The 20,493-nt window shown below is 48.3% G+C and carries 21 protein-coding genes; 11 read left to right on the top strand and 10 right to left on the bottom strand.

Features of this window, described 5'->3' with window-relative positions; genetic code table 11:
• Positions 1 to 2 precede the first annotated feature (2 nt).
• Positions 3 to 1,304 carry a hypothetical protein gene (locus tag FBR45_RS19845; RefSeq protein WP_138505540.1) on the top strand — a complete coding sequence of 434 codons (1,302 nt, stop codon included), beginning with the start codon at positions 3 to 5 and terminating at the stop codon, positions 1,302 to 1,304.
• 349 nt (positions 1,305 to 1,653) lie between these two features.
• Here FBR45_RS19845 and FBR45_RS19840 read toward each other — a convergent pair whose 3' ends face one another.
• The 6 genes from FBR45_RS19840 to FBR45_RS19815 form a co-directional block, all read right to left on the bottom strand.
• Positions 1,654 to 2,040: a hypothetical protein gene (locus FBR45_RS19840; protein ID WP_138505537.1), complete on the bottom strand. Its 387-nt coding sequence runs from the start codon at positions 2,038 to 2,040 to the stop codon at positions 1,654 to 1,656.
• A 270-nt stretch (positions 2,041 to 2,310) separates the two neighbouring features.
• Positions 2,311 to 2,496, bottom strand: a complete 186-nt coding sequence (locus FBR45_RS19835; protein WP_138505536.1) for a hypothetical protein — start codon at positions 2,494 to 2,496, stop codon at positions 2,311 to 2,313.
• Positions 2,489 to 2,842 (bottom strand): hypothetical protein, encoded by a 354-nt coding sequence (locus FBR45_RS19830; RefSeq protein ID WP_138505534.1) that lies wholly within the window; start codon positions 2,840 to 2,842, stop codon positions 2,489 to 2,491. The genes FBR45_RS19835 and FBR45_RS19830 overlap by 8 nt, the downstream gene beginning before the upstream one ends.
• Complete coding sequence (locus FBR45_RS19825; protein ID WP_138505532.1) at positions 2,839 to 3,582, bottom strand: hypothetical protein; 744 nt, start codon at positions 3,580 to 3,582, stop codon at positions 2,839 to 2,841. Before FBR45_RS19825 ends, FBR45_RS19830 begins: the two co-directional genes overlap by 4 nt.
• Before the next feature lie 809 nt (positions 3,583 to 4,391).
• On the bottom strand, positions 4,392 to 4,628 hold the full coding sequence (locus FBR45_RS19820) for a hypothetical protein (protein ID WP_138505530.1): 237 nt from the start codon (positions 4,626 to 4,628) through the stop codon (positions 4,392 to 4,394).
• 141 nt (positions 4,629 to 4,769) lie between these two features.
• Positions 4,770 to 5,054 (bottom strand): hypothetical protein, encoded by a 285-nt coding sequence (locus tag FBR45_RS19815; RefSeq protein WP_138505528.1) that lies wholly within the window; start codon positions 5,052 to 5,054, stop codon positions 4,770 to 4,772.
• Positions 5,055 to 5,229: 175 nt separating this feature from the next.
• On the opposite strand from FBR45_RS19815, the gene FBR45_RS19810 reads away from it, so the two are divergent.
• From FBR45_RS19810 to FBR45_RS19760, 10 genes are all read left to right on the top strand, one after another.
• Complete coding sequence (locus tag FBR45_RS19810; RefSeq protein ID WP_138505526.1) at positions 5,230 to 6,066, top strand: hypothetical protein; 837 nt, start codon at positions 5,230 to 5,232, stop codon at positions 6,064 to 6,066.
• Positions 6,063 to 6,482 carry a helix-turn-helix domain-containing protein gene (locus FBR45_RS19805; protein WP_138505524.1) on the top strand — a complete coding sequence of 140 codons (420 nt, stop codon included), beginning with the start codon at positions 6,063 to 6,065 and terminating at the stop codon, positions 6,480 to 6,482. Before FBR45_RS19810 ends, FBR45_RS19805 begins: the two co-directional genes overlap by 4 nt.
• 436 nt (positions 6,483 to 6,918) lie before the next feature.
• On the top strand, positions 6,919 to 7,101 hold the full coding sequence (locus FBR45_RS19800; RefSeq protein WP_212748640.1) for a hypothetical protein: 183 nt from the start codon (positions 6,919 to 6,921) through the stop codon (positions 7,099 to 7,101).
• 43 nt (positions 7,102 to 7,144) lie between these two features.
• Positions 7,145 to 7,369, top strand: a complete 225-nt coding sequence (locus tag FBR45_RS19795; protein ID WP_138505522.1) for a hypothetical protein — start codon at positions 7,145 to 7,147, stop codon at positions 7,367 to 7,369.
• The gene (locus FBR45_RS19790; protein ID WP_138505520.1) at positions 7,366 to 7,788 is read left to right on the top strand and encodes a putative toxin-antitoxin system toxin component, PIN family; all 423 of its coding nucleotides are present in this window, start codon (positions 7,366 to 7,368) and stop codon (positions 7,786 to 7,788) included. The genes FBR45_RS19795 and FBR45_RS19790 overlap by 4 nt, the downstream gene beginning before the upstream one ends.
• A gap of 230 nt (positions 7,789 to 8,018) precedes the next feature.
• A complete protein-coding gene (locus FBR45_RS19785; RefSeq protein WP_138505518.1) occupies positions 8,019 to 8,423 on the top strand; it encodes a hypothetical protein in 405 nt (134 codons plus the stop codon).
• Between the two features lie 687 nt (positions 8,424 to 9,110).
• Complete coding sequence (map, locus tag FBR45_RS19775; protein ID WP_138505514.1) at positions 9,111 to 9,872, top strand: type I methionyl aminopeptidase; 762 nt, start codon at positions 9,111 to 9,113, stop codon at positions 9,870 to 9,872.
• A gap of 219 nt (positions 9,873 to 10,091) precedes the next feature.
• Positions 10,092 to 10,901 (top strand): helix-turn-helix transcriptional regulator, encoded by an 810-nt coding sequence (locus tag FBR45_RS19770; RefSeq protein ID WP_138505512.1) that lies wholly within the window; start codon positions 10,092 to 10,094, stop codon positions 10,899 to 10,901.
• 80 nt (positions 10,902 to 10,981) lie between these two features.
• Entirely contained in the window at positions 10,982 to 12,640 is a 1,659-nt protein-coding gene (locus FBR45_RS19765) for a serine hydrolase domain-containing protein (RefSeq protein WP_138505510.1), read from the top strand.
• Positions 12,641 to 12,993: 353 nt separating this feature from the next.
• Entirely contained in the window at positions 12,994 to 13,215 is a 222-nt protein-coding gene (locus FBR45_RS19760; RefSeq protein ID WP_138505508.1) for a hypothetical protein, read from the top strand.
• Between the two features lie 704 nt (positions 13,216 to 13,919).
• Here FBR45_RS19760 and FBR45_RS19755 read toward each other — a convergent pair.
• The 4 genes from FBR45_RS19755 to FBR45_RS19740 all read right to left on the bottom strand — a co-directional run bounded on the left by FBR45_RS19755 (position 13,920) and on the right by FBR45_RS19740 (position 20,473).
• The gene (locus FBR45_RS19755) at positions 13,920 to 15,023 is read right to left on the bottom strand and encodes a type I restriction enzyme HsdR N-terminal domain-containing protein (protein ID WP_138505506.1); all 1,104 of its coding nucleotides are present in this window, start codon (positions 15,021 to 15,023) and stop codon (positions 13,920 to 13,922) included.
• Between the two features lie 37 nt (positions 15,024 to 15,060).
• Positions 15,061 to 15,996, bottom strand: a complete 936-nt coding sequence (locus tag FBR45_RS19750; RefSeq protein ID WP_138505504.1) for a hypothetical protein — start codon at positions 15,994 to 15,996, stop codon at positions 15,061 to 15,063.
• A gap of 8 nt (positions 15,997 to 16,004) precedes the next feature.
• Entirely contained in the window at positions 16,005 to 16,868 is an 864-nt protein-coding gene (locus tag FBR45_RS19745) for a hypothetical protein (protein ID WP_138505502.1), read from the bottom strand.
• A 71-nt stretch (positions 16,869 to 16,939) separates the two neighbouring features.
• On the bottom strand, positions 16,940 to 20,473 hold the full coding sequence (locus tag FBR45_RS19740) for an Ig-like domain-containing protein (protein ID WP_171044924.1): 3,534 nt from the start codon (positions 20,471 to 20,473) through the stop codon (positions 16,940 to 16,942).
• Positions 20,474 to 20,493 lie beyond the last annotated feature (20 nt).

Here is a 20,493-nt window from a genome sequence, read left to right as displayed (position 1 = left end):
TAATGCAAGGAACATCTAAATTTATCCAAGCCGTGTGCCTACTATTGGTCGTGGCCGTACTTTCCTGTACTAAGCAGTTGGATATACCATCTGTAGAGTATGGTTCTAGCAAACTAAGTATACAGACTGCCCGGAGTTGGTTCGCCCGCCACTCACAATATAACACACTATCGGGCAAAGGGCGTGCAAAAGCGTCTAGATTTAAAAATATGGTGCCGCTCTGGGAGGAGGCATTCGAAGGAACAGCTCCTACTGGTGAAAGTTACGTCGAAGTACCTTTACAAGCCAGTAAGCGAGTGAAGTGGATTACTGGTTCAGGAAGCAATTTAAAGTCGATTGATGCAGTTAGACCCTCACTAGTTATATACAATCAAGCAGGCCAAACTAAAGAAAACATTAAAGAAGTTAGTCCCAGCCAAGACTACCTGAGCACACATAGAAGTGGGGTCAACAAAAGTGATTTTACAGGTAAAGTCGTCATGTGGACATGGGATGGGGAGTTTATTGGGGGAAGTAGCTACCTGAACGGTAAAAGGGAAGCAACCATGAAACCTATCTCTAATGGTACTAAAGCAAATGCCAGAGGAATTGTGTGTGAAGTCTACACCTCGTGCCAATGGTCTTCTTATTGCTATAATCTAGGCGAAACCGGCGAATCAGGCATGAGCGCTGTATTGTTTGGAACGACTACTCACGCTGGTCCTAACAGTACTTGTACACCGCCTTGGTATGGGCACGGAGGCGAATACCACTCATGCGGCCCCTGGGATTTGGTTGGCGAATATCTTTATCATCAATGCTATGATGACGGTCAAACAAATCCTGGTGAGGGTGGAGGGCCTAGTCAAGGCTCTGGAGCAGGAATTGACAACCCTGAGTTCATTCGTGCATATGAGGCTGATCTAGGTGATGACCCTATCAAAAAAAGAATATTTAATCTTTCTGGTAAAGTCGTCATAAACAACAGATGCCAACACCAAGCACTAAGGGCTTACCTTTTGAAAGCTCAAGATTTAGAGGTGGATTACCTTAATAAAATTACTCAATGTGGCGTTCAACATAATATTAGTGGAGAAGCACTTGCGGCACTAGCTGGCGGGCTGTCTTTTACCTCTATAGCACAGTTCATGGGTGCCAATGTTAGTGCTACATTTCGGTCAGCCGCAAGAGGTTTACTATATGGTCAAATGTATAATAATTTAAATTTGAGTGCTTGTATATCAGGCGTACAAGGCGACATCGCTGCTGAGATTGAAAAAGCCTATAATGCTTACAGTGATGCATATAATCAACCATGCCCTTAATTGAATTATGATTGATTATCAACTTCTCAAACAGCACTATGAATCTTATATAGATCAAGGTGTTACAATGGGGCAACCTAAATTTTGGTTGCTGTTTTTTGGAGCTATTTTACTAGTGGGAATAGGCTATTTTGCGTACGTTCACCTACTAATTGATGGCATAGACATTGAATACAGAAGCTTGACAAACAAGGTAGTTACTGTACTCATATTGCTACCTTTTCTAGTTCTACGTCGATTAAATTTAATAGCACTTTTATTCCTTGTAGCGCTCATTGTACGGTGGCTATAGAAAAAGGTGTCAATTTTTCTGCAAGGACGCGGTTGAGTGACCGCGTCCTTTTTTAGTTTACTCATTTACTAGCAGCCCATTAGTAGTATACTTCTCTACATAAGTAGCAAAGTCAGCGGGTTCAATATCTGTAAGTTGGCAGATCTGTTTATAAGCTGGATAGTTCACCAAAAGGAAATTTCCAGAAACCTCCTCCCACATAATGGCCCCGCCCACGTTCGTATCCAGGTAGCCAATGGCCTCCACATTGCCGGTGGTGTTAACGGCCCGAAAAATGCCATAGTATAGGGCTGGTTCGATGCTTACAACCTCATACCGCTCCGGATCCGTCTCTTTAACCCGCACCAGCGACGAACCGGCTAGTAGCGGCTGTATGGCCAGTACATTCTCGACTTTCTTAAACGCGTACTTTTTTTGAGAGGTTTTGTAACGAATTTCTAACATGGTTCTGGTTGGTTAGCCTGGTCTCTTTCGATGGCCAGATAGTCATAAAGTTAAGGGTGTTCTGGTACGCTGATTATCGGGTTGAACTGTATGGCCAGTGGGTAACGTAACCGGGTGGTAACTTTGCCCGATGGCTTCGGCTCCAGCCACCGGCTAGCGCAATAGGTACACCGGCAGACTGGCCTGGTAGGCGCTTTAGCTGACCGGTTCGGAATTAGGAGCGATTCTTGAATCTCTTGGTTGTCCCGCTCCTGTTCGGTCATTGCTTGGTTAGGCGTCATAATGAGCGTATTTAGAGGGTACTGATTGCGCGTTAAAAAACTCATCGAACAGGCTTAAAATCGGGCTGAGACAAAAGGCCAGCAGCACCACCGAGCCAATGGCCACCAGGAGCCAAAAGGCCAGCACCAGGCCCACCAATAGCAGCACCGGAAAGGATAAAACGGCTTTAATCATGGTCTTGAAATGTTAGGTTTTTAATGGAGAATCCTGCGTTTGTTAACTGTCTGTCCAGCTCATCCGAGAGCTCTTGCAGATCGGGAGAAAGTGGCACCCTCCGGAGCGCTTTCCAGAGCGCCACGGCTACCGAAACGGGTAGGTTTACGGTATACCTTTTGTTGTGTTCTCGGAGTTGCCAGGTGAGTAGGTTGTGGGTGGTAATCTTGCCCCGCCACTCGATCAATACCAGCTCGTCCAGGGTAAGGGTGTTTAGGGCGTCGGCCAGGCTGTACTGGCTCGGATGGTGGATTAGTTGAAGCAGCGCCACCATACCACTCCGGTAAACGTAAAGCGGCACTTTCATTTTGCCCGCGTGAATCTTTGGGCTAGGTTGGCCATTGCATTTTGGGCCAACTGTGCGGCCCGTTCGTTGTCTTTGTCGCCACCAAGCACCACGGCCCCGGCTGGTGGCTGCTGCTGGCTGGTGGTGTATCTTCCCACGTAGTTATGATAAAAACCCACGACCTGGTTTCTGGCGTACTTTTTTAGCAGCACCTCCCGGCAATACGTGGCCAGCGCGTCCTGGTTTGGAAAGCGCTCCAGGCTAAAGCGGAAATCTTCTTTGAGTTGCTGCTGTGGGGTTGTCCGTGGGGGTAGTAAATGCTTATAATCCAGTATGCCCTGCGTGTTGGTTTTCCGAGCGGTAAAGAGCCGGTCTAACCAGCTTAAGGTGGCCAGATCTAAGGTTAGGTAATCGTGGGCCATGTAGCCGTGCGGATTCAGCTCCAGAATGACCGTATCCGCGTCTTTGTGGGTAAACTCGCGTTTGAAAATGACCCAGTACCAACACCCATCCAAGTATCCTTTGTTGGCCAGTCGGCTGATGCAATCCTGGAGTAATTGCTGCTTGTCCTCTTTCTCTTTACTCCTAACGTCCTTAGAATAGCCCTCTATGATTTTATCGTCGCTGCCTTTTACTCGGTTCCATTCCGGCCTCATAAAGATTTTCCAGCGGTAGGTGCTTAAATCGCGGTCGCCTACAAATTGGTAGCCTGGTTGGCGCTGGCCTGGAATCGTGTACGACTGATTGGCTGATGTGTTCATGGTTGATAGGAATTGCTTGATTTTAGCCCCGTAGAGCTATTTACTGTGTATTGTCTTAGTTGAGCCAGGCTAAAAAAAGATCGTGCCTTGTGGAGCTCCATTTTGGCCCTGCTGTCATTTTGAAAATTTGGGCCATTTTTTCAGGTTACTTTTTAGCGGGTTGCCCCGTTGTCGCTGCTGGCCGGTGCTGGCCTGGAATGGGGTGGCATTTTGTTCGATTTAAGCCCTTTTAGGGTGTTTAACGTGTTTTAGCCAGGTCAAAAAAAGATCGTTGCCTAGTGGGCTCATGGTGGCCGCTGGTGGCCAATTCGGATTTTTGGGCTCATTTTTTGGGCTGCTTTTGGCCGTTTTCAGGCCTCTGAAAGTCAGTTATTCAGTTAGGGAAAGACTCTACAAAAAAATAAGTTATTCAAACCGTTATTCTTGTTATCAAAATGTTGTCAAATAGTTGAATGACAAGGGATTAACAGCAGGAGTAACTGGCACCGGCTCAAAAAAACGTGCCAAAATGGCACAGTGATACCGGCCAGCCTTGTGGGCTGATTTTTTTGCGGGTAGTAAAATCATACTGCCGTGAGCTCCTAGCAGTGACTATATAACTAACGGTGTTATATATACGTCAAGAATTGGCTTGGTTAGGTTGGTGGCCTGAAACCAAGCCACCAACACCGGAATACCTAATTCCTAACTCCATTAGCTTTGCAGGTGGCCGGGAGTCGAACCCGTTAAATACCTGGCACCCTGCCAGGCATGGCTCACCGGCTGAGCCTACCACCTTACCCTTTTTGTCGAGCGGGCTGGCTCCTGGTTTACGCTGCCAGATTGACCTTTGCAAAGTGCTTCGGATAGCGCCGAAAACGTAGCATGATGTACTGGAGCCTAGCCGCTGTAATGTTTGCCTGGAGTATCGCTTTGGCCTGGTTATCGGTCTCCACTCTACTCAGCAGGCTATCCAACTGGCTTTTGGCCTTTTCATAGACGTTAGCCACCTGTTCATCCGGTAGAGCCTCAATCTGCTCCCGGTCTAGTGTGGGGTGTGTGGTCATGGTCTGTATAAGGTTAATCGGCCTGTTTGAAATTGTCCCGAAAAGTAAGCCAGGCCAGGAGGCACAAAAAGGACAAAACATTTAGGCCGATTATGAGGCCGAATGCCGCCCACGGTTGCACGTTATTGGTAAGGTCTTGCATTATTCGGCGGGCTCTAAATCCTGTAAGGCAGGTATGTGATTGGCCCAAATATCTTCCCACGTAAAGCCTAAGAAATCGACAAATTGACGCACAATCCAAGCAGGTAACATAGACAAGTCCAGCCGTTCCTCCTGCTTTGCCTCTTTCTCTAGGATCGAGCGCCGGAAATAGGTTAGGCAGTCGCTACGCATATGGAGTCGAGAGGCTAATTGCCCGTTCATAGCTCCCCACTTTGCCAGATCCTCCTGGCGCAATCGGTCGTAATGCTCTTGGATTGTGCTCATAAGAAAATAAGTCCGTTTGTAAAGTTTATTGCTAGATTTCAACTGCCTTTGTGATAATATTGCACAGTCAGCGAGAAATCATTGGGCAATGTTAGACTTAAATTTCTAATATTAGAAATTTATATTTAATATTATTTGATAATTATTTACAATTAGTTGACTTACAGAAAATTACATGAAAAAGATTTTACAATATATATTTATAGGATTTGCGCTATTCGTCTCTTTTAGAGCAGTGCAGATGTATATATGGCAACGAGATAAGCCAACAAGCTCAGCGAATATTGGACAACCATCTGATAATCTGTCATTTAATATAAGAAAGATACATGGAATAGATGATAATAAAATATCGCAACCAGTAGTATATGAAGACCCAATAATCAAGACTAAAGGAAAAGTCTACAAGCTTGGAGACACTATTTATTTAAAACGGATAAACAAGGAACTCATTGAATTTGAAGTCATTGCAAATTCATCTATTAATTTCTATGATGTAAATATTATAGCAAAGCAGGGTAATAGTAGGGTTAGAGAAAAACCTCATATAAACGAAAAGGAAGCCTGTGTAAGCCTTAAGGGAAACAAAGCACTATTCGCCTTTCGCCCTTGGGTTTATACGTCTGATTTAAACAACTTAGTGGAAGTTGAAATTAATTGTAAAAATCTAGAAGTCAATGTTTTAACAATACCAGTTGTAGTTCTAGACAATATTGAATATGAAAAGTATATTTCTAACCACTTGCTACCTACACAGAGGAACACATGGCTTGCGACAACCAAGAGATACAAGCAACGTCTCAATACAGCCTGGGTAACAAAAGAAGTAGGTAATGGCCGAAGATCATATTCCACGTCTAGCCTTAGCGCAAAGCGCTTTTTCGCGGACAAGCAGTACCATAGTGGAAAATACACCAACGAGTACTTCGCTCACGATGGTGACTTTAAAATCACCCTATTTGCCGACCAAACCCCTATAGTAATTGTCGAACCAATTAATTTGCTATTATGAACACTCCCGGAGAAAGAGCAAATGCCCTAATTCAGCATTTAGGCCTGTCCAAGAATGCTTTTGCCCAAAAAATTGGGGTTTCATCGACCGTAATCAACGGCATCGTTAAAGATGTACACAAGCCTGGCTCCAAGGTTTTAGATGCTATCAAACGAGAATATCCAACAGTAAGTACTGACTGGATTCTATCAGGAGACGGTTCTATGATTTCAACAAAACAAGAGCCACAAGCCTTTGGTCAGCAAGTAATTCAGCAATTAGAATTCGAATTGAGCCAAATGCGAGAATTGTTTTCGCAGCAGCTAAATACAAAGGATCAACAGATTGCTAGCCTGACCAGAATGCTGGAGAACGTACTGGGAAAGCCTAAAGGTGCACCCTATCTCAGCCAGGTTGCGCTCCTGTGCTATAACTAAGAAAAAAGCCTTTAATGGCTTTTTCTTGTAGCTTTGGGGTGCAATTTGGGGTGTACCAGTATCGCCAAGAGCGGTAAAAGGCTGATTGTTAAGGTTTGAAAGTTGCTACTTGTTAATCCCTACGAGTGCACGAAAAGTCAAAAAATCCCTCAAAGCAAGCCGCTTTGAGGGATTTTTTATTACATAAAGCCAATGTTGTGTCCCCAATTGGTGAAAATGCCAGTAACCGGCTTAAAATTCAAATCTTATTTTCCTGCTAATCAAAAGCCTAGCGTTAAGAAACAGTGCATTTGTGGATCTATGCTGTAAAATCGATCCAGAAGCCGTTGAAGTTAGAAAAGATTGGGTACCCTTCGCACTGTGATGCTGATGCTAATCTGCATGATTTGAGAATGTATCGCTCCTCGAAGATATTGATGACTACTTTGCTCGTGAGGTGCAGCCCCATGTGCCCGATGCCTGGATTGATGCCAAAAAACGCGATGAGAGTGATGGCGAAGTGGGTATAGTGGGTTACGAAATAAACTTTATCCGGTATTTCTACGAATACAAAGCACCCCGCTCACTTGCCGAGATAAAAGCCGCCATTCTGGCATTAGAACACAAAACAGCGGCATGATTCAGGAGATTCTATAACTTTGGTAAATACGATTATATCAGTTATGACAACGACAAAACTTAATCCGGTACAACTGCACCTGCTGCAATTGTTTTCCCACGATTTAAGTCAGAACGAACTGACTGACATCAAGCGTTTACTGGCCGACTATTTTGTCCAGAAAGCCGATGAGGAGATGGCTAGCCTGCAACAGCAAAAGCCAACCACACAGGCCGATCTGGATGCTTTGCTGAACACGCACCTGCGTACTCCCTACAAAACGCAATGAGGGTACTGCTCGATACCAACATTATGCTGGTTATTACGCCGTACTTCTCTGCCTACCGCTGGGTGTATGACGCCCTACGCGCTGGCCAGTTTGAGTTGGTGGTGTCGACTGAAATTCTGGACGAGTATGCCGAATTGCTGGAACGCCAGTACTCTGCCGTATTTGCCGAACGAACCTTATTGGCCCTCGATAACTTTCCAACTGTGGTTCGGGTAGAACCGGCGTTTCGGTTTATGCTCATCCCGAATGATCCCGACGACAATAAATTTACCGATGCTGCCGTAATTGGAAACGCCGATTATATCGTTACAAACGATGGCCATTTTCGGCATATTCCCGATGTTCCATTTCCTAAACTTGGTTTATTGTCATTTGAGGAGTTCTGCCAGCAATTGAAGCAACACACTAGCACATCCTGACAACAGCCACACGACCCGTACTTTCTGTTCCCTAATCCATGCCCATACTGCATCCTTCTACAACTTTTTTATGGGTACTCAGCACAGACCAAACATCCGATTGGTCACGCTATATCAGCTCCTGGAGTCGGCTGTATGCATACCCTGATTTAGAGGAGTACGGCCGTTTGATTCAGCAGGACCAATTAACGGTAAATGACACTGCGTGGCTTTTTGCCTGGAAGAATGGCATGAATTTGAGCCGTGCCAAACAGCTACGTGTTGAGCAGGATATTGTTTCTAAAGAACAACTGCTCCATCAACTCCGGAAAGACTTTTCATTGACAACGTTTGAGGAGCATTTTTCCGACTTATCCGCTATCTGGCAAGCCTTTCTGTTGCACATCCTGCAACCCGCTACATTTCCTATCTTCGACCAGCACGTTTACCGGGCTTACCGGTACCTGACCACGGGCCGACCCTGTGAATTGCCTTTCGGCAAAGCAAACCGCATGCGTTTGTACCATGAAAGCTACCTGCCGTTTTTCAATCAGATTGTGGCCGCTACGACCGACAATAGCCAAACCACCGACCAGGCACTTTGGGCCTTTGGAAAGTTTATCAGGCAATACCCAACGTTCATCAGGTATGACTAATCTCTTCGATTATAGTAAGTCCTCCGGCGTTCACGGGCCTGGAACGCGTGCGTAAGTCCGTAAATGTATAGGATTGACATATAGATTGGTTTCTATAAACAAACAGATTATGAAGCCCTACGCTGTCGATGCGTCGAACTCAAGTGGGCGGGCTGGAGACAAGTTGACATGTAGACTAAACCCGTATTTATGAAAAGTTACAAAGTCAAAGGCCTGATCTTTTATTCCAATCTTACGCTCAATTCCAGGCATATTCTGAACGATTCCCAAGCCGAAGTACAAACGAAACTCGATGAATACTCTCAGCAGGGGTACTGGCTTATGTCAACCAACACCGTAAGTTATGGGCCGGCTGTTTACATTTGTTTATACTCTGAAAAAGACCTGAACTAACCTACTGGCGCAAGGCCGTTTACACCAGTAACTATCACACAACAGTATGAGCCTTTATAGCCTGGACTAACGCTATAAATTAAGCGCAGACCTTCGGGTATACTTTCAGCGATCCGCCATGAGGAGCACAACAGCGGAATTCTGACGCTAATGTCCATGTCTGTTAGGTGACGATGTCATCTTGGTCTGACCCATGGCTGATCGGCCTTACTGATGCCTCGGCGTTTTTTGCCTGGTGTGAAAACGGTCTGCAGGGCTTACTTTCGCCAGAAATTGACTCTTTAACCGAACGTTATGTCATTGACCTCCGAGGAAGAATGGGTAGGCATGCAGCAGATTAGCCAGGTGGTTGGCTCAACGCTTAAACGCATGCAGGAGTACGCCCAGCCGGGCATGTCGACGCTGGAGCTGGACCGCTACGGGCGGCAACTGCTGGAATCGTACGGGGCGCGTTCGGCACCGAAACTGACCTACGGCTTTCCGGGCTGGACCTGTATCAGTTTGAACGATGAAGTCTGTCACGGTATTCCGTCTGCCAAACGGATTCTTCAGGAAGGGGATCTGGTCAATATCGATGTATCAGCCGAGCTAAATGGGTACTGGTCTGACAATGGTGGCTCGTTTGTCCTGGGGCGGGATATTCATCAGCACGGTAAGCTGGTCGAAGCCTCCAAACGGATTCTGGCTAAAGCCATTAGCCGGATCCGGGGTGGGGTGCGGATCGCTGAGATTGGTCGCTTGATCGAAACGGAAGCGAAACGAAGCGGATACCGGGTTATCAAGAACCTGTCCGGGCACGGCATCGGCCGGAGCCTGCACGAAGAGCCCCACGAAATCCTGTGCTATTATGACCGGTCCAATAAAGCGCATTTCAAAAAGGATTCCGTAGTAGCGATTGAGACGTTTTTATCCACCAAAGCGTCGTATGCCCACGAGAAAGGCGATGGCTGGACACTCATCGCCAGGAATAGTCTGGCCGTACAGCACGAGCAAACCATCGTCGTGACGGATAAAGAGCCAATCATCCTGACAGCAGCCAACCAGTTGTGGGCTTGAATTCGGCTATTTCTTCAGGCTACTACTGCCCGCGCAACGCCCCCTGCCGCGTTTGCCAACAAAGGACGTTGTGCGGGCAGCACCTTATTAACCTTATTGAGTACGGCATGGGTTGTTCGTCGGTCGGGTTGTCTTCCGAAACTGTGGTTATTAGTCCGTTCGGTGTACCTTAGCAGCGACAATGGGGCGTATTCGATCCTATTTCCCTGTCAGTCTTCTATGAACGCGTTGCGGAATGGACAGTATTACGGCCTGACCAACCAGCTGGTGACGCTGGGGGGCCTGACGCTGACCGATACGGAATACACCCACGATCGGGTCGACTGGCATTATCACGAAAACGCCTACTTCACCTTTGTTTTGGCGGGTCGGGTGCTGGAAGGCAACCGTACCGACACCTACCACTGCACCGCCGGGAGCCTGCTATTTCACCACTGGCAGGAGGCCCACTACAATACCAAGCCCAAAGGGTACACGCGCGGCTTCCATGTCGAAATCACGCCCGACTGGTTCAACGCCTACGGGCTGGATACGGCCCGTTTGCAGGGAAGCCTCAACCTGCCCGATCCGGGGTTGAAAGCGCTCATGTACAGCATCGTTACGGAAACAAAGTTGCAGGACGGTCACGAAAAGCTGACTGTTGATGCGTTGCTGGTGCAGCTTCTCAGCGAGATCAACTCAGCTCCGGTCAGGCTCGACCGCCAGAAACCGGCCTGGGTGGGTCAGCTCCGGGATTTACTCCACGACGCTCCCCATGAACCGTGGACACTGGCGCAGCTGGCAACCCAGACAGGTCTACATCCCGTTTACCTCTGTCGCCAGTTTCCCCGTTACTTCCAGTGCCATTTTGGGGACTACCTGCGTATGATCCGACTTCAACAGGCGATGCCTCTGCTGCTCAGACCGGGCCGTTCCCTGACCGACATAGCGCTGGCCTGCGGGTTTTCCGATCAGAGTCATTTTATCCGGTCGTTCCGGCAACAGTACAGGCTTACACCCTTCCAGTACCGAAAGCTTTGGGTACGCTAAGCCGGGCAGGTTAATTCTGTTCTATTTCCAGACGGCCGGTGTGGCCACCTTTGGGGCATTATTTATCCTCACAACGCACTATGTCGGGTCGATACAGTTGGCTACTGCCTTTATTTCTGCTTACTTACTGGGGCTCCCAGGCCCAGCCGGGTTCATTTGTCAACGATCAGGGAATTAGCTCAGGGCTTCATCAGGCTCAAGTGGGCACGATCGTTTTTACGGCGACCGACATCCCGGTCGCGGCCCTGAAACCAGTGGACTTTCTGAAAACCCACGAGCTGACCAACCGGAGCAATCTGTTCATGACGGTTTTCATGGCCAGTTCCCTGACCAACTACCTGCATCCGCTGGCCCCTACCCTCAGCGCGGACTCACTCACCAAAGTAGGAAACTACCAGTTTGCCTTCTACGTCGATAACCGGCTCATCTACCAGACCAACCTGCACCCGGGGGCGCCCTATGCCCGGATAAAAAATGAGCAAACGATCCTGAGCAAACCCCTGGTCGATAACGAACGCGAAGGCCGATGGTGGAGCCAGTCGGCCTGGAACCGGTTTATGCAGAACGGCGGAGACAGTGCCTTGTCCGACGGCAGGCACCAGTTTAGGCTGGTGATCAGTCCGTATGTAAACCTGGTCGGCGTGAAAACAGGCGAGCCGATAGCTACTGGCGAACTGACTCTGCTCGTGAAACGAAAGCCGGTTATAGATCTGACGCGCATCCGGCTGGCCGTACCAAAACCCTATGCCGGGCTCCCGGTAGCCACCGACTCGCTGGATACGCGTCGCATCAAAATCCTGAAGGCAAACATCGAGGCAGGCGTATTCCGGCATATTACCAGCGTCGTTGTCCTAAAGAACGGGAAACTCCTGCTCGAGGAGTACTTCAACGGAGCCAGCCGAACCACCCGGCACGATGTCCGTTCGGTGGGAAAGTCCTTTGCTTCGACCCTTACCGGAATGGCACTCGGCGAAGGACACCTGACACATGAACAGCAGCCCCTGTCCGACTTTTACGATCTGAAAGCCTACCAGCATTATTCGACCGACAAGGCCCGCACCACCCTTGCCGACCTGCTCACGATGAGTTCCGCTTTCGACGGCGACGATAACGAGATGGACTCACCGGGAAACGAAGAGAACATGTACCCGACGCCCAACTGGGTGAAGTTTGCGCTCGACCTGCCCGTCACCCCATCGAAATTTCGGGGCGACTGGCATTATTTCACAGCCGGGGTAGTGGTCTTGGGCGACGTGCTGCACAAAGCAGTACCGGGCGGCCTGGATCGTTATTCGAAGCAAAAGCTGTTCTCGCCCCTGGGCATTCGGGAGTACAGCTGGCAATACACGCCCCAGCAGGTAGTTAACACGGCGGGTGGTATTCAGATGAACGCGCTCGACTTTGCCAAGTACGGTCAGCTATACAAAAACGGCGGCCGGTGGAATGGCCAGCAGCTCCTACCCGCCGAGTGGGTCTCCAAAACCTTTACCAAGCGGAAGGTGATTCCCGGTCGAACCAACGAGTATTACGGGTATCTGTTCTGGAACCGGACCTTCACAGTCGGGGGGAAGTCCTACGAAACGTACTACTGCACCGGAAACGGGGGTAATAAAATCTACGTGTTCACCGATCTGCCGCTGGTCGTGGTCGTGACCGCCACTGCTTACAACGCCCCCTACGCGCACCCGCAGGTAGACCGAATGATGGAAGATTTCATCTTACCCGCTGTGTTACACTGATGCCGACAGGTGCGCATCCATAAGCCGGTACCCGGTCGGTGCTGATCGGGTACTGGCTCATGGAACACCGTAGCAAACATTTTTTCAACCTGGTTTCGTAGCTGTTCCGATAGCCTTATTCACATACAACCCACCCATATCAATATATACTATATGTGCTAAGTTGAGTAATAATAACCACCTTCCCTGCTAAGTATAACCTACAACCAGGTAAGATTTGATTTACATGTAACTACATGTGAATTATTAGCTAATATGTTTATAATATTCAAAGAATATTAATCAATACATTACATATCAGCCGATTATAAAACTTATATTTGTCTAGTTCTTCCTCAAACACTATTCACCTTATGAGTCTTATCTTTTTAGCCGGTGCGGTCGCATTGGCGGTCTTCGTATTGCCGTTGCTGTACTATCGCCCTGTCTTCAAAAGCCGTTGTCCGGCCTGTGGCGAAACGCATTCGATCGAGCGTATTCCCAGACCTGCCCTTGTCCGAACGTTTCTCGGCTACTTACCCACCAAATACTATATCTGCTACTCCTGCATGAAACGATTCCTGCGTTTCGCGTAATAGTCTGTATACTGAATGGCCCAAAGCCGGTCCCAGCTGGGACCGGCTTTTTTGCTGGCAATACCAGGCGGCTTGCCGGTTCTATCTGGTTTGTATCGGCTACGAGATGCATTGTATCATCATGCTTCCCAAACAGACTATAGACAAGGTCAGACTACTCTGGTCATAACTTCCTGAACGTCTTCTTTACCTGACAAATACATATATAACCGCTACGACCATTGACCTCAGCCCGATAATAATAGTCGTCGTACAAGTCTATCTTAACAACGGCTCCTTTGGGAATCACATAGATGGATGGAGCCTTATAACTCGCCCTGTCCCTTAGGGCAGCATTAGCTTCTGTTTCGGCATATAGTTCACCATCGCCTACTGGTCTTACAAGCATAGGTTCTTTCGTAGAACCAGAGGTCGAATACACAGGACTGGCGGGTACGATTGGAGCCGTTGCATAGGAGGTTGATGACGGACTCCCCGTAATACGCCCTGTATTCGGATTGTAATTGCCCGGATAGCTGTAGTTATCGGTAGTAGTATGATTTGGCCGAGTACGCTCACGGGGAGGCACGTAGGTGCCGTTCTCCCGATAGTACCCACGCACGCGAACCTGTGCCAATGACAGGTTTACAGAAACAAGCAGGCCAAGAACAACGATCCATCGAAACATGGCTGATGAGTATTGGGGTGGAAATCAATAAAGATGATCAGGCTGTTGCCTTCTCATAAGCAGACAGGGACTTTACCAGCGCGTCGCTGTGCAGAAAAATATCATTGATACTGCTTATCTCATGACGTTGTTCTGCCTTGTTTTCGTCAAATACAGTGATCGATTTTTTTATTCCGTTCAGGTGCAGCCGACAAATTGGCTTACGGTTGTTATCATCGAGCAGAATAGCGAAGTAGGACTGAGCATCTCGATGGACGATTCGGTTGACATCGATTATACTTCTAAGAATAGCTCTCACAATATAAAAGCCTTCCAGTTCTTCCTGTGTAGTTACAATCACGGGGCCCTTCTTTTCATCAGAAGCAGCAGTACTAGCGATCTCCAAAGAAACAGGCTGCGAAACCGTCATTTCTTCCTGTCCCAGAGCTGTTTTTAAGCGATCTGTGATCTGGTCGGAAAAGGTGTGCTGGAATGACTTACGAACCAGATTCGTGAAGTAGTCCATCATTTTGGCCGTAAGCGTTCCGCTGTAGACCTGCCTTGCGAAATGCCGTACTAAAGCATCAGACGGACTGGCCATTTCCTGCTGAATAAGGTTTTTCAACTCGCCGGTATATTTCAGTTCGCTGGCTGTAGAGATAATCGTTTCAACGTCGAAGTACGATTTGTGAAACTTCTTGAGTTCCTCAATTTGATTATCGCGCAGATCCAGCAGGTTGACCTCCAGAAATGGCGCTTCGTCCATTTTGTTCGGCTCCTGCAGGTCTGTATAGAACCGATAAACGATACCATTGGTCAGCACGCCAAACCGGGCTTTCGTAACGTGAAAATAACGTAGTAGCTGATTGTCATGCAGAGTAAGCGCCTGTTTCCAGTGCTTACACTCGATCAGCATACAAGGCTCTGCTGTTTTGCCATCAGCGCTTTCCCGCATAACCGCATAGTCGACCTTCTCGCCTTTTTTAGTACCGATGTCACTAATGAATTCTGGTACAATTTCCAGGGGGTTAAATACATCGTACCCGAGGGTTTGCAGAAAGGGCAAAATCAGGGCTGTTTTGGTGGCTTCTTCAGTTTGAATAGAATCTTTCAGCCGGGCAACCCGGTCGCCCAGCTGTTTAATCTGATCTTTGAAATCCATGTTGAAAAAGGGTTTGGTGTGGAGTTACTTATATGTTTTAATCTACAGATTCAAGCCTGTTACCACCTGTATCATCGCAGTTCATACGGTAGGTTCTTCCTCGCAATACGATATCCTTCCCACAGGGGCAGCAGTTCGTTGAATTCTTCTCCGTAATCTGCCGTACACGTCCTGCATTATCGACCGCACTGTAGTAACGGGTGCATACATCACACCCTTCACTACCTTTTACCATCACCAGATCTCCTCCGCCTGAGTTGATTCGTCTTTTTGTAAAACGAGGAGACGCGGATTTGGGAGAATATACTTTTGGCTCGACAGGTTTCGGTAAAATTGAAATACCAGTATTAAGCAGTGGGGGGTTAATAAAAAGAGTAAAATTAGTCTTATCGTTCTGGCAAAGGAGAGATGCAATTTTATTTCGTACCTCTTCCATACTCGTAAATACTTTATACTGCTTTCCGTTCAACTGATATTTATCCGTAGAAGAATTTTCAATGACTATCAGAATTGAGTCGTTTACAGACTCAGTCGTTGAAAATTTTTCAATCAAAGCTCCCGCATTAATGTTGCTAGCCTGACGCGTAGTAAACTCTCGAGGAACCTCTAATTCGTCAAAGTTTTTTTGTATGAGTTTACCAATAACTTTAGGATTATCAACATTCTTTGCCCCTCCCTTCTCTATGGCTGTCTTGAGAGAGAAAGTTTTATTCAAGTCCAGGCGTGTAATCACTGGATCGAGAATGAAAATTCGATCACAGTCTTTAGTCTCTGAAATTAGCACGGAACATAAATCACGGATAGTTTCAGGTAGTCGTCTGCCATCATCTTCTTCCTGGACAGACAGAGAATCCACCATTACAATCTTTAGCCCACTTCTGTCTGGTCCCTGTCCGGTACGATCACCTTTGCAACCATCAGACATGAACATTACGACAAGGCACAGCAATAATAAATTTGTAAATTTTTTCATGTTAAAAGTTAGTTGGTCTGTAAAATTTCCATTTGACGCTTCAACCCGACTCGTGCTACCAGCCCCTGTACATTGTATGACTGTCTGACAATCAGATTCGCTAGTTCATTATCAGTCAGCACCCCACTTGTCTCCAAGAAAGGGCGTCCGCTTTCATCCTGGAAAATATGATGATTGCCTGAAGAAGTTGGTTCTACCTGAAATATATTACCATCCAGAAAGAGAGGTTGTGCAACTTTACCAGTTTGGTCTTTAAATTTTACACCACCAGATGATACATACCGACTATACTCTGACTGAATTTTATAATTAAATCGGGACGTGTATAAAAAATAACCCGTATAGGCTACGTGCAGTAAAGCGCCTAGTAAATAGCATACCAAAACTGCTCCAGCTATAGCATCTGGAGTCATGTACGCGTCATAAAAAAAATAGAACTTCAGAATACCTGATGATAAAATCAAAACATAGAAAAAGTATGTATACCAAAGACAACGATTTATCTTTCTTCTCAACGCTTCTTTCAGCACAGGCTCATCTGTGTTCACCAATTCGTTCCGATAGCGGCATATACTATCGTGCCATATATGAGAAACTACAGCGAGGAATATATCTATAAAAATAGCAGCAAGAATTGCCTGCCATAAAACCCCTTGATCTATTCCATAAATTGTTGGTACTATCTCAAGGATAATTATAGCAAAAAAAGCCAGCATTTGTGTAGGGTACCCGACTGTTTCAAACAAACCAGGAAGTACAACCCCACTAAAAGTACGCTTGCTTTTCTTTGTGTATAGCCAAAAATTTTTCGTTTCTTTTGATGGGACAAAATCCTGACCGGGCGGGAAGTCAAATTGCTTAAAGCTTAACATAGTTGTGGAGGTTTTATTTGGCAATTACGTTTTACAATGACAATCAGGCAGCATTAAAAACAGCCGAGCCTTTATTGCCTGACAATGACGCGTGTGACTGTCCCATTTTTGGGCGTACTAACGCGCAGTATATACGTACCGGCTGGTTGTCTGTCAAGCGGAAACGGTTCCGTTTGCGACACACTACTACCCTGCCGGGTTACCTGCCTGATTATTTGCCCCTGGGCGTTGATCAATTGCAGTCGTATCTCTTGTTTCATAGCCGCTCTCCAGCTTACGGTTACATTACCCGTAGTTGGGTTAGGGTACGCGTTAACCTCCAGCGGTTCCAATGCAGCCTGATTTGACAGGGGCGTCATGACCGTTAGCCGATAGCTATTCAGGATATCTCCCTTTCCGCAGGCACTAGTTAAGTTGGTGATCGTATACGTACGGGTACTCACTGGTTTTTCCCACTTTACGTATACAGAGTCTTTAGTATTGATAGCTTTATCCTCCCAGTTCGTGAACGACCAGGGACCGTCGCCCGTAAGTCGTACCCGGATTGCCGTACTGTCGCCGGCATAAATCACGCCGTCGCCGGTCAGCAGGGCGGTAGCTTTGGCAGACACCCGAACGGTTAGGGCGCTACCAGGGCTCTCGCAGTTGAAAGCATCCGTTTGGGTGACGTAGTAGGTTGTTATACTGGCCTGTTGGGTGTTTACCAGTACTTGTGCCGAGGATGGCCCTATGCGTCCGGCGTTGGTGTACCAGCGGAGCTGCCCCTCTCCTATTGCCGAAAGGGTTGCGCTACTCTGTCCGATACAGAAGGCAGCTGGCGAGTTCACTTTAGGAGCCTCGGGCGTCTTCCGAACTGTAAACAAGATGGTGGTATAGGCACTTGTGCAGCTCCCAGCCCGCTGGGCTACTGAATAGGTGAATGTGGCGGGTTCAGTTGTAGAAGGAGTAGGTGCCACACCGGTGGTTCCTATGATACCCGGCCCCTGCCAGATTAAGTCGGTAGCAGGAATGGCAGAGAGTGGATTTACTCTGGCAAACTGACATACCGTCTGATTTGCCGTAACAGTAGGGGCCGAAGGCGGTGCAACTACAGATACCGATACAGGCTGACGCTGGCTTTCGCAGCCGTTGTTATCAGTCTGGGTCACATAGAATGTAAACACATTGGCTACGTCAGTAAAGTAGCCTGGCGGAGCCGGCGAGCCCGTGCCGCCCGTGCCGTTGCTGTACCACCGGATGTCAGCGCCGGTAGCCGTAAGCGAACGTGGATTTTCGCCAACGCAAAGGCGTATTGAACCGGCAACCGGATTGACCGGTGCAGCCCGCACGACCTGTTCAACGAGAGATCGGGGGCTCTCGCAACCGTTTATGCGCTGGGTAACCGAATAGGATTTAATACCAGCCGTGGAGGTTTCGGGTACGGGTACTGCGGCCAGTTTACCGGACTGATCATACCAGGTTAGGTCTTGGCCGGTAGCCGCGAGTGGACTCGCCGTGGCATACTGGCATAGCTCCCTAGGTCTCTGAACAGCGGGGGCAGGCGGAATTGGGTAAACGATAGCTACCACCGCTGCCCGGGGGCTTTCGCACCCGTTGATAGTCTGACTTACATAGATAGTCTGACTACCGGGGTTTTGGCTATTCAGCAGCGGGGGCTGCGGGCTTGGGGTACCACCGGCTCCGGAAGTGTACCACAACGCCCCCGGAATCGACGTGGAGAATTGCCCTGACCCGCCCTGGCATATGGCCACGCTGCTTACGGTCGGCGCCGGAGGCAGCGTTTTCATCGATATAGTAATCGTTGCCAAAGCACTTTCGCAGCCGTTTATGGTCTGGCTTACCTGATACTGGCTCGATCGGTCATTGGGTGGTAACGGAGCCCCATCCAACCGCGAAGCCCCTCCGTTACTATACCAGGTCAACGACGTGCCGGTAGCTGTGAGCTGACTCAGCGAAGCTCCCTGGCAGAACGATATATCCGTCACACCGGGGGCATTGGGTCGGCTGACAATCAGTGATCCGGGTACTGGATTTGTGGCTTTTGCGTAATCAACAGAGCCTGCCACTGTCGGTTCCTGCAGCACAACACGCAGTTTATACCCCGTGCCAGCCGGTAGCGACTGAGGAATGGTTGCACTCAGAGGACTGGTACGGGCGCCCGCACCGATAAGTTGTGCATTCTGAAAGTTGCCGTTACGATCCGAAATCTGTAGCCGGTATACCGCGTCGGCTGGCAATGGGCTGCTAACGGTAAATGGAACAGATATAGCGGAACCGGGACAATACGCTTCTGATAGGCTGCCGGTCGTCACCGTTATGGGCGCTACTGAAACGAATGCCGAGCCGGTTATAGCATCGCTGGTACCACATCCGTTATCGCTAAACTCTTTTATGGATTGGCGATCGATTGTCGAACTGGAAAAAAGCATCGGGTTGATGCTACCAATGCTGTTGGAAAAAGAAAGCGTTCGTACATAGGTGGGCGCCAGGTCAGGACTGTAATCAACGAAGCCAACTGACCAGGGTGCTGTACCTGTAAACGTAAGCTGCACCGTTGCTTTGGCGCCTGCGTTGATGCTACCGCCCCCCGACAAGGTAAGCGTTGGCCTGGCCCGTATGTTGATAGGATTGGGAGCACTTAGGGTAGAGGTCGACGTACTGAAGACGAGAAACTGATACGACCCACCAGCCAGCGAAGCCGGAATTGTAGCCCGGACTGGCGACGTAGCACTGGTCTCGGGGAAGTCCTGTACTAGTGAACCATTCATTGTAAGCAGCCGAACTCTGAACTGGTTTTCCTGTGGAAAACTACCGGTTGTCGAAAAAGAAAATGATACTGTGTTCCCGGCACAAACAGGCGTTGAAGCCAGGGTACCGGCGGTGATGCCAAGGGTATTATTTCTGATTACAAACGTGCCGCTGGCGCTACCCACCACATTCGAGATCAGGCCCTGGGTTACAACCCGAACCCTGTATGTACCAGGAGGCACACTGGCCGGAATGGTTGCTTTAATAGACCGGGTACCGCCCCGGCTGGAGCCAAATTTCTCGCCGTCGGTATACTGGTCTTCTGAATTTAACAGATCAGCGTACAGTATACCGTTGCCATCCAATAACTGAGCTTTGAATCTACCCGCAGCGAGCCCCACAGGATAGGTGCCGGCTCCGGTCGTGTATGTTATGGTGAGCGTTGAGCCGGGGACTGCCTCTGTAGCCACGTTGGCACTGATGGTTGAAATGCTCAGAGTCTTGACATTGACGGTAACAGATCCCGTCACCGAGCCGGTGAAGTTGAGAATTCTGGTCCGGTCAATAACGATGCTGCTCGTTGGGCGGATTGTAAAATAGCCGGTAGAGGTTACGGTTTTTGTCAGGTTCTCACCGGGCGATGCTATCTGAAAGGATTGGGCTCCATTACTCAGAACCGCATATATACTGGCATCGCCATACTCCGTACCCGATCGGAATACATTGCCATCGAAGGCATCCTCTGGCCTCCCATTCGGATCGCCGTAGTACAAAGCCAACGACTGGCCCTTTGCCAGCAGAGCACTACCAACGATTAGTAGAGCTGTTACCCACAAAGTTTTTACAACTAGCTGCATATTAGTATGGATGAGTATTT

The organism is Spirosoma lacussanchae (genome assembly GCF_005870035.1).
In the GTDB taxonomy this organism is placed as follows: domain Bacteria; phylum Bacteroidota; class Bacteroidia; order Cytophagales; family Spirosomataceae; genus Spirosoma; species Spirosoma lacussanchae.
Note: the sequence above shows the minus strand (reverse complement) of the source record. Positions and strands in the feature narration are given on the sequence as shown.

Excerpts from the sequence above, each read along its gene's own strand:
- FBR45_RS19840 (WP_138505537.1), bottom strand. The coding sequence starts at position 2,040 with ATGTTAGAAATTCGTTACAAAACCTCTCAAAAAAAGTACGCGTTTAAG.
- FBR45_RS19835 (WP_138505536.1), bottom strand. The coding sequence starts at position 2,496 with ATGATTAAAGCCGTTTTATCCTTTCCGGTGCTGCTATTGGTGGGCCTG.
- FBR45_RS19760 (WP_138505508.1), top strand. The coding sequence starts at position 12,994 with ATGAGTCTTATCTTTTTAGCCGGTGCGGTCGCATTGGCGGTCTTCGTA.
- FBR45_RS19745 (WP_138505502.1), bottom strand. The coding sequence starts at position 16,868 with ATGTTAAGCTTTAAGCAATTTGACTTCCCGCCCGGTCAGGATTTTGTC.
- FBR45_RS19815 (WP_138505528.1), bottom strand. The coding sequence starts at position 5,054 with ATGAGCACAATCCAAGAGCATTACGACCGATTGCGCCAGGAGGATCTG.
- FBR45_RS19805 (WP_138505524.1), top strand. The coding sequence starts at position 6,063 with ATGAACACTCCCGGAGAAAGAGCAAATGCCCTAATTCAGCATTTAGGC.
- FBR45_RS19750 (WP_138505504.1), bottom strand. The coding sequence starts at position 15,996 with ATGAAAAAATTTACAAATTTATTATTGCTGTGCCTTGTCGTAATGTTC.
- map (WP_138505514.1), top strand. The coding sequence starts at position 9,111 with ATGTCATTGACCTCCGAGGAAGAATGGGTAGGCATGCAGCAGATTAGC.
- FBR45_RS19810 (WP_138505526.1), top strand. The coding sequence starts at position 5,230 with ATGAAAAAGATTTTACAATATATATTTATAGGATTTGCGCTATTCGTC.
- FBR45_RS19785 (WP_138505518.1), top strand. The coding sequence starts at position 8,019 with ATGAATTTGAGCCGTGCCAAACAGCTACGTGTTGAGCAGGATATTGTT.
- FBR45_RS19765 (WP_138505510.1), top strand. The coding sequence starts at position 10,982 with ATGTCGGGTCGATACAGTTGGCTACTGCCTTTATTTCTGCTTACTTAC.
- FBR45_RS19830 (WP_138505534.1), bottom strand. The coding sequence starts at position 2,842 with ATGAAAGTGCCGCTTTACGTTTACCGGAGTGGTATGGTGGCGCTGCTT.
- FBR45_RS19820 (WP_138505530.1), bottom strand. The coding sequence starts at position 4,628 with ATGACCACACACCCCACACTAGACCGGGAGCAGATTGAGGCTCTACCG.
- FBR45_RS19845 (WP_138505540.1), top strand. The coding sequence starts at position 3 with ATGCAAGGAACATCTAAATTTATCCAAGCCGTGTGCCTACTATTGGTC.
- FBR45_RS19825 (WP_138505532.1), bottom strand. The coding sequence starts at position 3,582 with ATGAACACATCAGCCAATCAGTCGTACACGATTCCAGGCCAGCGCCAA.
- FBR45_RS19755 (WP_138505506.1), bottom strand. The coding sequence starts at position 15,023 with ATGGATTTCAAAGATCAGATTAAACAGCTGGGCGACCGGGTTGCCCGG.
- FBR45_RS19740 (WP_171044924.1), bottom strand. The coding sequence starts at position 20,473 with ATGCAGCTAGTTGTAAAAACTTTGTGGGTAACAGCTCTACTAATCGTT.
- FBR45_RS19795 (WP_138505522.1), top strand. The coding sequence starts at position 7,145 with ATGACAACGACAAAACTTAATCCGGTACAACTGCACCTGCTGCAATTG.
- FBR45_RS19770 (WP_138505512.1), top strand. The coding sequence starts at position 10,092 with ATGAACGCGTTGCGGAATGGACAGTATTACGGCCTGACCAACCAGCTG.
- FBR45_RS19790 (WP_138505520.1), top strand. The coding sequence starts at position 7,366 with ATGAGGGTACTGCTCGATACCAACATTATGCTGGTTATTACGCCGTAC.